A 12,727-nucleotide genomic window follows, 5' to 3' on the forward strand; every position below is an offset into this window, starting at 1 on the left:
TCCCTATTTCGGATGCCGCAAACGCGGGTTTGAGATGATCGAGACGATGTCCGCGACAAGATTGAGGCCGATGTAGACACCAGCAAAGATCAGGCCGCAGGCTTGCACAACGGGTAGGTCGCGTTTGGAAACGTGATCCACCAGATACTGGCCCATGCCGGGATAGGTGAAGACCACTTCGATGACGACAACGCCAACCACTAGGTACGCCATGTTCAGCATGACCACATTCACAACGGGTGCCACCGCATTTGGCAGCGCGTGTTTCCAGATGATCGTGAACATGCGCAGACCTTTAAGCTCAGCAGTTTCCACATAAGCGGATTGCATCACGTTCAGGATGGCCGCGCGCGTCATGCGCATCATGTGTGCGAGCACGACAAGGGTGAGAACCGTGATGGGTAGCGAGATTGTGTGCAGTTTTTCGCCCAGACTCATGCTGTCGTTGATGGTGGTGACCGAAGGGGCCCACCTCAAGCGCACGGAGACAAAGAAGATCGCAACATAGGCAATCAGAAACTCAGGAACTGAAATGGAGGCCAGTGTGACAGCCGAAATCAGCTTGTCCGGCCAGCGTTCACGATAGCGCACGGCAATCAGGCCGAGCAGGATCGCGAGAGGCACGGAGATAAGAGCGGCCCAGAAAGCGAGGAAAAAAGTGTTTCCAAGGCGTTTGCCTATGGCGGAAGCAATGTCCTGTCCGCTTGTAAGGGACGTGCCAAGATCGCCCTGAAGCAAACCACCCAACCAGTCAAAATAGCGCCCAACTGCGGGTTCGTTGAGGCCCAACTCTTCGCGCAGGTTGGCGAGAGCTTCTGGGGTGGCGGATTGGCCAAGTATGGATTGAGCCACGTCTCCTGGCAGGATCAGAGTACCGCCAAAGATCAGAATGGAGACGAGGAAGAGCAGGAGCAGACCCAGCGCAATGCGCTGGGCCAACATTTTTAAAAGGAGCGACATATCAGCCTGTCACCCACATCCGCTGCGCTGCGTAACCATGCATCAGGGAGAAACCGGCCACACCTTCGACCCAGCCACCAACGCGATCATTGTAGGCATCGACGAAGTCGTTGAACATTGGACAGATCAGGCCGCTTTGGTTGCGCAGGATCTCGCCCATGTCGGCATACATCTGTTTGCGCTTTCCGGTGTCGAGTTCGGCACGGGCTGCGAGCAGCATCTGGTCGAATTTTTCGTTGCTGAAACGTGTGTCATTCCAGTCAGCCGTCGACAGATAAGCTGTGGTGAACATCTGATCCTGTGTCGGCCGTCCGCCCCAATAGCTGGTGCAGAAGGGCTTGTTGTTCCAGACTTCAGACCAGTAACCGTCATTTGGCTCACGCTTGATTTCAAGCTCGATGCCAGCAGCTTTCAGAGATTGCTGGAAAAGGGCTGCCGCATCAGGAGCGCCCGGGAAAGAGTTATCCGAGGTACGCAGCAGGATTGGGCCGGAGTGACCAGATTTTTTGAAGTAGGCAGCGGCCTTTTCTGGATCATACTCGCGCTGTTCCATTTCCGAATACATCGGATAAGAGGCGTTGATCGGGCTGTCGTTGCCAACGGTGCCGTAGCCGAACAGGATTTTGTCGACCATTTCCTGACGGTTGATGCCGTATTTCAGGGCCATCATCAGGTCTTGGTTATCAAACGGTGCGGTGTTGGTGTGCGCGATGAACACATAGTGACCCGGGCCTGCAGTGGAGGCCACTGTGATGCCGGGTGCACGCGCCACAAGACCGGCGGTGCGCGGCGGCACACGGTCGATGATGTCGACCTGGCCAGATTGCAGTGCAGCGACACGTGCGGTGTTGTCGTTGATCACCAGCAGTTCGATGGTCTCAGCATGGCCGAGGTCACCCCAATAGTTCGGGTTTTTCTCAGCCACGAAGCGCACACCCATATCAATTTCTTTCATGATATAGGGGCCTGTACCGATGGCCGCATCCGGTGCATCTTTGCCGCCGTTTGGCTGAATGATGAGGTGATAGTCGCTCATCAGATATGGCAGGTCAGCGTTACCTGTGTTCAGCGAGATGATCACATTGCGGCCATCAACACGCACATCTTTGATGTCACGCAGCAGCCCCAGCGCACCGGATTTTGTGTCTTCGCCAGAGTGACGTTCAATGGTTGCCGCCACATCAGCAGCTGTCACCTCTTGCCCGTTGGAGAATGTGATGCCCTTGCGAACTGTGAAAGTCCAAGCGGTCGCGTCAGCAGAAGCTTCAAAGCTCTCGGCGACTTTGCCCTGAATGCCGCCATCGTCTGTCAGTTCAACCAGAGGCTCCCCCCACATGCGGATCAGGTTGACCGCAGTGGTGTTGGCTGCGAGCGCAGGATCCATGCTGTCGGTGGTGGAGCCGCCTTGAAGGCCGATGCGCAGGGTGCCGCCTTTTTGCGGACCTGCGGCATGTACAGCAGAAGACAGCATTGTGTTTGCCGCTGCGGCGGAGACACCAAGGGCACCTGCACGACCGAGGAATTTGCGGCGGGACAGGGCCCCCACAGCCGTTTGGCGACTCAGGTACTTCAGTTCATCGTTCATAAGGATACTCCCATGTTGTCTATTTAGTTTTTCCACATGCTGCGGCTCTGGTACGCGTCAAAGCAAGTAAAATTTTGAATACGCATACAAAGTTTTTGGTTTTCAGGTGCGCGGAACGTGCGGCGATTTGAATGGAAGGTGTAAACCGTCACTTCGTGATTGAAAACCGACAAAAATGTCGTTTCCGGATTGCTGGGAGGAATCACAACAGAGGGGGGCATTGGCGCGTTGCCAGCCACTTTGTCGCTGATGCACACGAAAAGATGGTGCCACGTCCCACGATCTTAGGGCCTTGGCACCATCCACCAATGCGGTTTGCAGGCTATAAATTTCAGTTTTTGAAAAGACGCCGGTTTTATTCGGCGGCTGTGCGTGCTAGTTTGGTGTTTAACAACGCGGCCAGCTCAGGCTTACAGGAGCCGCAGTTTGTGCCCGCGGCAAGCGCTGTACCAATTTCTTCAACAGTTACGAGGCTTTGGGCGTCAATCGCGTTGAGAATGGTATTCACGCCGACATTGAAACACGCGCAAACCGTTGCTCCGGGATCTGGCTGATTTGCGCCGGCTCGTCCCGCCAAGATGCCTTCCCCCCGCGAGTTCAGAAGCGAGGCCGCAAAGCTGCGGGACAAGGACACAGGGCGTGTGTCGGTGTAAAGCGCGCCAAGCAGTTTGTCGCCTTGATGGAGTGCAATCCGGGCTTTGCTCTGATTGGTGTCGATAACACTTGAAGCAAGGGCGTCCGGCGCTTCAAAAACGCCACGTGCAAAACTTTCCCAGCAGTCCGGCATCTCGTCGTGGGCTATTTCATACTGCCATCCATGTGAGGTGCGGGATTTGGCCCAATAGGCTGTTTTGGGTGCGATTTCTTGTGCGCTGACCACAAAGCCGTACCATTTTGGCAGGAAAGGCCGAATGGCCACATAAGAGGATTTGCTGTCAGGTTGTCCTGATACCGGGTCAAACACGGGATGTACCACGTCTGACACGCAGCCCTCAGACGCCGTTTGCATGGTCCAGTGGATGGGAGCAAAGGGCGCGCCGCGCGCGACGCGATCTGTGACCAGTACGCGCATAACAGCCCGGCCGTAGTGGTTTTCCAAAACCGCAAGCTCTGCAGGACGTAGGCCAAGTTGCAGCGCGTCCTCGGGGTGTATTTCGACAAATGGCTCGCCATAGTGTTGATTAAGTCTGGCCGCCCGACCGGTCCGCGTCGTGGTATGCCACTGGTCACGGATACGTCCGGTGTTGAGCCGGAAGGTGGTATTCGCTTCTGGCGTTTTATGGTCTGGTTGGCGAACTGCGATCATATTGGCGCGGCGACTGGGGGTGAAAAAGCCACCCTCAGCAAAGAACCGCGCATTGGCGGTGTTTTCTGCCGGATAAGGCCAGCGGGTTGGAGATAGTGCGTCATAGTCATCTGGGGAAATCTGAGCAAAGCCGGAGATGTCAAAATCGACGCCCAGCTGCGCGGCTTTGCCTGAGAGCTCCGCGTACTCCTTGAAGATGTCTGCAGGACTGTCAAAAGCAAATCCATCCTCGAAGCCAAGACGTTTGGCCACATCGCAGATAATCTGCCAGTCATGGCGGGATTGCCCGGCGGGTGGCAGAAAGCCGCGCTGGCGACTGATGGTGCGGTCCGAATTGGTCACTGTGCCGGTTTTTTCCCCCCATCCCGTCGCAGGTAACACGACGTCGGCCAGTTGCGCCGTCTCTGTGGTGTCAAACATATCGGACACAACGACAAAATCGCAGCTGGCAATCGCCGCGCGCACCTCTGATGCGTTTGGCATGCTGACGGCCGGGTTGGTACACATCACCCAAAGTGCTTTGATTTTACCGCCCTTTACGGCCTTGAAAAGATCGCCAGCTTTGAGGCCCTGAGAGGTCACTATGGTGGGGGAGGCCCAGAAATCCTGAACCAGCGCGCGGTGGCTGGGCTCAGCAATCTCCAAATGGTTGGCGAGCATGTTGGCAAGCCCGCCGACTTCTCGTCCGCCCATGGCATTGGGCTGTCCTGTCACAGAGAGCGGCCCCATGCCCTCTTTACCAATGCGACCGCTGGCAAGGTGACAGTTGATGATTGCGTTGACCTTGTCTGTGCCATGATCTGACTGGTTCACCCCCTGACTGAACACGGTGACGGTTTTTTCGGTTGTGGCCCACCACGACACAAAGGTCGAAAGGTCTTTGTGTGATAGACCGGTGACCTGAACATCCGTGCCGCTTGCCGCATCTAACGCGGCATCAAAGCCCGCGACATGCGCGCTGACGTATGTGCTGTCGATGACACCTAATTCATGCAGTTGACACAGGAGGTGGTTGAACAATGCGATATCCGTGCCGGGGCGCAGCGCAAGGTGCAGGTCTGCAATGTCACAGGTAGCGGTGCGGCGCGGATCTACAACAACCACTTTCATCGAAGGACGCGCGGCTTTTGCCGCTGCGAGCCTTTGATAGAGCACCGGATGGCACCACGCCAAGTTAGAGCCTGTCAGCACCACCAGATCTGCGGCTTCCAGATCCTCATAGGTGCCGGGCACGGTGTCTGTGCCAAAGGCCCGCTTGTGGCCCGCGACTGTAGAGGCCATGCACAGGCGCGAATTTGTGTCGATATTCGCGGTGCCGATGTAGCCTTTGATCAGCTTATTGGCGACATAGTAGTCTTCTGTCAGCAATTGGCCGGAAACGTAAAAGGCCACCGAGTCCGGGCCATAAGTATCAATGGCATGTTGAAAGCCTTCTGCCACGACATCAAGAGCCTCATCCCATGCGGCAGGTCGTTGTCCTATCTTGGGAGCCAACAAGCGTCCTTCGGTGGAGACGGTTTCGCCAAGAGCAGAGCCTTTTGAGCACAAACGCCCAAAGTTTGCCGGATGATCCGGGTCACCGCTGATCTCTACACTGCCATCGGTTTGAAGCGCGGCGCGCACGCCACATCCGGTGCCACAATATGGGCAAGTGGTGCAGGTGACGGTGCTCATTCTGCTGCCAAAGCTGTCATGATGTTTGTGGCGTCGAGGAGCACGCGCCCGTCCACGACCTGTGTCGCAAAGGTTGCGATTTGGCCTTCATCGGCGCCCTGTGCTGCTCCGGTCTCCAGATCAAACACCCAATTGTGCAATGGACATGTGACGCTTTTGCCGTGAACGATGCCCTCGCTGAGCGGGCCTCCCTTGTGCGGGCAGCGGTCTGAGGTGGCGAAGACTTCGTCTTCCGTGGTGCGAAACACTGCGACGCAGCCCATGGAAGATTTTACAATCCGCGCGCCGCGCAGGGGAATGTCGGTGATGTCACAAATGTCGATCCAGTTCATTCTGCTGCCTCCAGCGTCAGGTTGGCCACCGGTTGATAGGTTTCCGCTTTCTGCGTGGCATGCTCTGCCCAGGGATCCGTGCGGTAGATGGATTGAGAAATTTCGAAACGCTCTGCCAAGGCTTTGCGATTTGGGAGATCATCGACAATCTGTTCTTTGACCCAGTCCAATCCAACCTTGGCGACCCATTTGAAAATGCGATCCAGATATTTTGCGTTTTCACGATAGATCTGCGTCATCGCTGAGATGACCTCCATGGCCTCCTCTTCGGTGGCCACTTTGCACAGCAGTTCGGTCTCTTTCACTTCCATGCCGGCCGCGCCGGCGATGGAGATTTCATAGCCTGAATCCACGCAGATCACGCCGATATCTTTGCAGGTCGCCTCCGCACAATTGCGTGGGCAACCAGACACGCCGAGCTTGAGCTTGTGTGGCGTCCAAGAGCCCCAGAGGTGTTTTTCAAGCTTGATGCCCAGACCGGTGCTGTCTTGTGTGCCAAAGCGGCAATGATCTGTGCCCACACAGGTTTTGACCGTGCGCAACCCCTTAGAATAGGCGTGTCCAGAGACGAGCCCAGCCTGATTCAAGTCAAACCAGATTGCAGGCAAATCTTCTTTCTTAACGCCAAGCAGGTCGATACGCTGCCCGCCTGTGACCTTCACAGTGGGCACATCGTATTTGTCGGCGGCATTGGCAATCGCCCGCAGTTCATCCGGTGTTGTGATGCCGCCCCACATGCGTGGCACAACGGAATATGTCCCGTCTTTCTGAATATTGGCGTGGTTGCGTTCATTAACAAAACGGCTTTGCGGATCATCTGCGTATTCCAGCGGCCAATCTGCCAGAAGATAGTAGTTGATGGCCGGGCGACAGACATGGCAGCCGTTAGGCGTGCTCCAACCCAGTTCCTGCCAAACAGCGGGCTGAGATTTCAGCTCGCGTGATTTGATCAGGCGTCGCACATCCTCATGAGTGAGGTCGGTGCATCCGCATACGGATTTGGCGGCGGGCATGACAAAATCATCGCCCAGAGTGACGGCCAGAACCTGTTCCACCAATCCGGTGCAGGTGCCACAAGACCCGGAGGCCTTTGTGGTGGCTTTCACGTCTTCCAATGTGGTCGCGCCATTGCCAATGGCCTCCACGATCTGACCTTTGCAAACGCCGTTACAGCCGCAGATTTCTGCGTCAGCCGGTAAGGCTGCAACGGCCGCCATAGGGTCCACGGGGTCTCCCCCCTGGTAGGCAGGTCCAAAGATCAAAGTGTCACGCATTTCAGAGATGTCTTCCCGCTCTTTGATCAAGCCAAAGAACCAGTTGCCATCTGCGGTGTCGCCATACATCACGGCACCGATAATGCGGTCGTTCTCGAGCACCAAACGCTTGTAGACGCCGCGCGCCGGATCGCGATAGACGATGTCTTCGCGGCCTTCGCCTTCGGCAAAATCGCCTGCTGAAAAGAGATCACACCCGGTCACCTTCAGTTTGGTGGCCACGTCTTTATTCACAAAGGCCGCCTCTTCCCCAAGCAGGGTTTTGGCAAGCACTTTGGCCTGATCAAAGATTGGCGCCACCAGACCAAAGATATCGCCGTTGTGCTCAACACATTCCCCAAGCGAGAGAATATCCTCGTCAGAGGTGATCATCTGATCATCCACATGGATGCCACGCCCTGTTGCGAGACCTGCGTCAGAGGCCAGTGCAACAGAGGGGCGGATGCCCACAGCCATCACCAAGAGATCACAGGGCAATTCGGTGCCATCGTCCAAAAGCAGCGCTTTGACTTTGCCGTTCTCTCCAAGAATTTCCTTGGAGTTGGCGGAGCATTTGACGGTAATGCCTTTGTCCACCAACGCCTTGCGCAGCAAGTAGCCTGCGGCCTCATCAAGTTGACGCTCCATCAGGTGGCCCATGATATGCACCACGGTCACATCTACACCCCGCAGGGCAAGACCCGCGGCGGCTTCAAGGCCCAGCAGACCGCCACCAATCACCACAGCCTTGGCATCAGGCTTATCGCCCAAAGCAATCATGGTGTTGGTGTCTTCCAAATCGCGGTAAGCAATCACGCCCTCCAAATCATGTCCGGGGAGTGGGATGATAAATGGGTTTGAACCTGTGGCGATGACCAGCTTGTCATACGACAGCATATCGCCGGTGTCGGAGGTGACAGTCTTGGCTGTACGGTCAATGTTCACGACCTTTTCACCAAAGCGGCAGGTCACGCTGTTGTCTTCATACCATTCGGCAGTATGGGTGACGATGTCTTCAAAGCTCTTGTCCCCTGATAGGACAGGAGAAAGCATAATGCGGTTATACGTTCCGCGCGGTTCTGCGTTGAACAAGGTGACGTCATAGGCGTCTGGCGCTTGTTCAAACAGGTGCTCAAGAGCGCGGCCAGCGGCCATGCCTGCACCAATTATGATAAGTTTCTGGGTCATGTTCACTCCGCAGCGATGGCTTTGGCGGCTTTGGGTTTTGGCTTGGCGCCGTGTTCATATTCCTCAAGGAAATCAAGCACGTCCTGGCGATACCGGTAATAATCTGGATGCTCGAGCAAGGCCTGACGGGTGCGTGGGCGGGGCAGATCCACATCGACGATCTTACCGATGGTGGCCTGTGGGCCGTTGGTCATCATCACCACACGATCCGCCAGCAGGATGGCTTCGTCCACATCATGGGTCACGCAGATGGCGGTCACCTTGGTGCGGTCCCAGACTTCCATCAAAACCTCTTGCAGCTCCCAGCGGGTGAGGCTGTCAAGCATCCCGAAAGGCTCATCCAAAAGCAGCAGTTTGGGGGAGAGAGCAAAGGCACGGGCGATGCCGACACGTTGCTTCATGCCATTGGACATGGAATGCGCCGGGCGGTCCATGGCATCCGCGAGGCCAACACGCTCCAGATAGTATTCCACCACGTCCTGACGTTCGCCCTGGCTGGCTTTGGGATAGACTTTATCCACACCAATCGCGACGTTCTCTTTGGCGGAGAGCCAAGGGAAGAGGTTGGGGGATTGGAACACCACAGCGCGTTCTGGATCTGCGCCTTCGACATGGCGACCGTCCAGACGGATGCCGCCTTTGGAAATGGCGTTCAGACCCGCAGCCATGGTCAGAACGGTGGACTTGCCACAGCCTGAGTGGCCAATCAGCGAAATAAACTCACCGCGTTGAATTTTAAGGTCAAAATCTTCCACCACGGTTAGGGGGCCTTTGGGGGTCGGATAGATTTTATGCAGCTTGGAGAAGTCGAGGAAGTTGTGATCGATCATACCCTTCTGCGCATCTTTGACCGCCGCAGGCACTCCGTGGATCGGGGTCACGTCTGGCAAGACTTTGGTGCCTTCCGCTTTTGCCGCGATGCCCACGTCCATCAGATATTTGGTGACCTTGGCCCGCAGTTTTTTGAAGCCGTCGTGATGGTTCATTTCCATCCGGTCGCGGCGGCGTGGAATGTCCACTTTGAACTCTTCCCCCAAAGTGCCGTCGGGGTTGAGGGCAATGATGCGGTCGGCGAGGATGATAGCCTCGTCTACATCGTTGGTGATCAGCACACAGGTCTTTCTTTCTGCGGACCAGATGGCTTCAATCTCATCGGCCAGATTGGCACGTGTGAGGGCGTCCAACGCGCTAAGCGGTTCATCCAGAAGTAAAACTTCAGGATTCATGGCCAGCGCACGCGCAACATTCACACGTTGTCGCATACCTCCAGAGAGTTCGGCCGGGCGGCGGCCGGTGGCGTGAGAGAGACCAACCATTTTGATATAGTGGTCCACCTTCTCTTCTTTTTCGGCCTTGGGCATGTTGGGAAACACACTGTCGAGGGCAAGGCGCACGTTGCCGTTCACTGTCAGCCAGGGCATCAAAGAGTAGCTTTGAAAGATCACGCCACGCTCTGGGCCGGGGCCTGAGATCGGTTGGCCCTTGAAAGTCACGCTGCCAGCGGAGGGTGTTTCAAGGCCCGCCATCAGGTTGATCAGTGTGGTTTTCCCGGTGCCGGAGAAGCCAAGCAGCACGAGGAACTCGCCCTCCTCAACTTCGAGATTGATGTTTTTCAGAACGTCGGTTTTGGCGGTGCCTTCGCCGAAGCTCTTGGAGACATTGTCAAATTTCAGAACACTCATGGGGATCACCGGTTTGCGCTAAAGGTGAAGAGCGATTGGATCGCATACATCAGGCGGTCGAGCAGGAAGCCGATGATGCCGATGGTGAAGACCGCGACCATGATCTTGGCGAGTGAGCTGGAGGAGCCGTTTTGGAACTCATCCCAGACAAATTTGCCGAGACCCGGGTTCTGGGCGAGCATCTCTGCGGCGATCAGGACCATCCAGCCAACACCGAGCGACAGGCGCAGACCAGTGAAGATCAGCGGCAGAGCGGACGGCAGCACCAGCTTGGTGATCTTGGTCCATGTGTTCATCTTCAGAACTTTGGAAACATTCACCAGATCCCTGTCGATTGAGGCCACGCCGAGTGAGGTGTTGATCAGAGTTGGCCATAGAGAACAAAGGGTTACGGTGATCGCGGAGGTCAGGAAGCTCTTGGAGAACAGACCATCTTCAACGGTGTAGGTGGCGGAGACCACCATGGTGACGATGGGGAGCCATGCCAGCGGCGAGACCGGTTTAAAGATCTGGATCAGCGGGTTGATCGCGGCATTGGCATAGGGAGAGAGGCCGGCCATGATGCCCAGAGGGATCGCGACGATGGCGCCGATCAGGAAGCCAAAGAAGACCGTTTTGATCGAAGTCCAGATCTGATTGTAGTAGCTGGGGCTGCCTGTGTATTTGATATTTTTGACTTTTTCGGGCTGGCCTTTTTCGATGAACTTCTGGTTGCGGGCTTCTACCCGCTCGTAGAATTTCGCTTCTTTGGCCGCCTTTGCCTGCGCGTCCTCATGCAGAAGTACAGCTTCGGACCAGACGTCTTTCGGGCCGGGAATGGCGCCGAGTGAGGTTTGTACTTTGGGCGCGAGGTTGGCCCAGAGCATCAGGAAAACACAGATGGCGAGGAGGGGAACTCCTAAAAGTCGCCATATTTCAGTGGCTTGTGATTTGGGGTTGTCGCCTGCGGCGGCTTTGAGAATAGGCGTGATGAAGCTGAGGCCGAGAACCTGAAACCAGGCGTCGGCCTTGTTGATGCGGGTGAAGAGGCGCGCGCGACGGGCTTCGCGCTCTTCATCTGCCAAGTTTTGGGGGTCGATTGTGGTCATGGATCTGTCCGTGGCTTGGGGGCTCTGGGAGCGCTGTTGCGCGTTTGGGAGAAAGGCTAACGGTGAAATGGCGCGTCGGTATTGCGTCGGTTTTCCGTCCGTAGGGCGGCGGTGTTTTTTGACGGCCGTGGGTTTCTTAAGGCGGCGGGCGTTGCTGCGATTTTGAAGATGGTGTGGGAGGGCAGGGACGCTTCTTGCCAGATTGGCAAGCTCGCCCCACCCGCCCTCCCACGGGGAGTGTTCAAAATCGGCTGCCGCTTAACCCTGTACCTCGGTGCCTACGACGCGCTGATCGCCTTTCAGGCCGATGGGCAGGCTTTCCAGATAGGCGTTGGGCGTGCGCCCGTCGTAGGGAATGCCATCAATGATGTCTTCCGCCGGTGTGGGCGCTTTGTAGCCATCGCTGTCCCATGGGAAGTCCGCTTCGTTTGCCAGACCTTCGTCCACCAGCAGACGGGCGGCTTCGAGGTAGATCGCAGGCTTGTAGACCGATTTGGCCACCTCGTCATACCAGCTGTCTGGCTTGGCCTCCGCAATCTGGCCCCAGCGGCGCATCTGAGTCAGATACCAGACCGCGTCGGAATAGAAAGGGTAGGTTGCGTTGTAGCGGAAGAACACGTTGAAGTCCGGAACCTCGCGTTTGTCACCCTTTTCATATTCAAATGTGCCGGTCATGGAGTTGGCGATCACGTCGTAATCCGCGCCGACATATTCTGGCTGGCTTAGAATGCGCACGGCTTCTTCGCGGTTGGCGTTGTCGTTTTCATCCAGCCACATGGCGGCGCGGATCAGGGCTTTGGTCACGGCCAATGTGGTGTTTGGATATTTCTCGGCAAACTCGGCGTTCAGACCGAAGACTTTCTCCGGGTTGTTCTTCCAGAGTTCATAGTCGGTGATCACCGGCACGCCGATGCCTTTGAACACGGCCTGTTGGTTCCAAGGCTCGCCTACGCAGTAGCCGTAGATGGTGCCAGCTTCCATGGTGGCGGGCATCTGTGGCGGAGGCGTCACGGAGAGCAGGACGTCTGCGCCGATCTGACCAGAGATGTTTTCAGGAGAATAGAAGCCTGGCTCCAGACCACCGGCGGCCAGCCAGTAGCGCAGTTCGTAGTTGTGGGTGGAGACGGGGAAGACCATGCCCATGTTAAACGGCTTGCCTTCCGAGGTGTATTTCTCAACCACCGGTTTGAGCGACGCGGCGGAGATTGGATGTTGTGGGCGTCCATCCTCCATCAGCGGCACATGCGGTTTCATTTCTTCCCAGATCTGGTTGGAAACGGTGATGCCATTGCCGTTCAGATCCATGGAGAAAGGCGTGATGATATGGGCCTCGGTGCCGTAGCCGATGGTGGCGGCCAGCGGCTGACCGGCGAGCATGTGCGCGCCGTCCAGTTGGCCATCAATCACACCGTCCAGCAGGACTTTCCAGTTCGCCTGTGCTTCGAGGGTTACGAAGAGACCTTCGTCATCAAAATATCCCTGCTCATAGGCCACGGCCAGTGGCGCCATGTCTGTCAGTTTGATGAAGCCGAAGGTCAGCTCGTCTTTTTCCAGTTCCAATTCTGCCATGGCAGGGGTCACGAAGACGGTCGTGGCTGCCAGGATCGAAGCAATGCGTTTCATATTGCAGTCCCTGTGTTGTGCCCGGTGGATGGAGGA

General features: G+C 56.4%; 8 protein-coding genes. All 8 read right to left on the bottom strand.

Annotated features, from left to right (window positions below; all coding sequences use genetic code 11):
• Window positions 1-3: 3 nt before the first annotated feature.
• The 8 genes from SHM7688_RS17035 to SHM7688_RS17070 all read right to left on the bottom strand — a co-directional run bounded on the left by SHM7688_RS17035 (window position 4) and on the right by SHM7688_RS17070 (window position 12,691).
• Window positions 4-960 (bottom strand): ABC transporter permease, encoded by a 957-nt coding sequence (locus SHM7688_RS17035; protein ID WP_058241144.1) that lies wholly within the window; start codon window positions 958-960, stop codon window positions 4-6.
• Window position 961: 1 nt separating this feature from the next.
• Window positions 962-2,545, bottom strand: coding sequence for an ABC transporter substrate-binding protein (locus SHM7688_RS17040; RefSeq protein WP_058241145.1), 1,584 nt, complete (start codon window positions 2,543-2,545; stop codon window positions 962-964).
• A 355-nt stretch (window positions 2,546-2,900) separates the two neighbouring features.
• Window positions 2,901-5,525 (bottom strand): nitrate reductase, encoded by a 2,625-nt coding sequence (locus SHM7688_RS17045; protein WP_058241146.1) that lies wholly within the window; start codon window positions 5,523-5,525, stop codon window positions 2,901-2,903.
• A complete protein-coding gene (gene nirD / locus SHM7688_RS17050; RefSeq protein ID WP_058241147.1) occupies window positions 5,522-5,857 on the bottom strand; it encodes a nitrite reductase small subunit NirD in 336 nt (111 codons plus the stop codon). The genes SHM7688_RS17045 and nirD overlap by 4 nt, the downstream gene beginning before the upstream one ends.
• Complete coding sequence (nirB, locus tag SHM7688_RS17055; protein ID WP_058241148.1) at window positions 5,854-8,298, bottom strand: nitrite reductase large subunit NirB; 2,445 nt, start codon at window positions 8,296-8,298, stop codon at window positions 5,854-5,856. The genes nirD and nirB overlap by 4 nt, the downstream gene beginning before the upstream one ends.
• A gap of 2 nt (window positions 8,299-8,300) precedes the next feature.
• Window positions 8,301-9,980 (bottom strand): ABC transporter ATP-binding protein, encoded by a 1,680-nt coding sequence (locus tag SHM7688_RS17060; protein ID WP_058241149.1) that lies wholly within the window; start codon window positions 9,978-9,980, stop codon window positions 8,301-8,303.
• A gap of 5 nt (window positions 9,981-9,985) precedes the next feature.
• Complete coding sequence (locus SHM7688_RS17065) at window positions 9,986-11,068, bottom strand: ABC transporter permease (protein ID WP_058241150.1); 1,083 nt, start codon at window positions 11,066-11,068, stop codon at window positions 9,986-9,988.
• A gap of 258 nt (window positions 11,069-11,326) precedes the next feature.
• Window positions 11,327-12,691: a CmpA/NrtA family ABC transporter substrate-binding protein gene (locus tag SHM7688_RS17070; RefSeq protein WP_058241151.1), complete on the bottom strand. Its 1,365-nt coding sequence runs from the start codon at window positions 12,689-12,691 to the stop codon at window positions 11,327-11,329.
• Window positions 12,692-12,727: the final 36 nt, after the last annotated feature.

This window comes from Shimia marina (assembly GCF_001458175.1).
Taxonomy (GTDB): Bacteria; Pseudomonadota; Alphaproteobacteria; order Rhodobacterales; family Rhodobacteraceae; genus Shimia; species Shimia marina.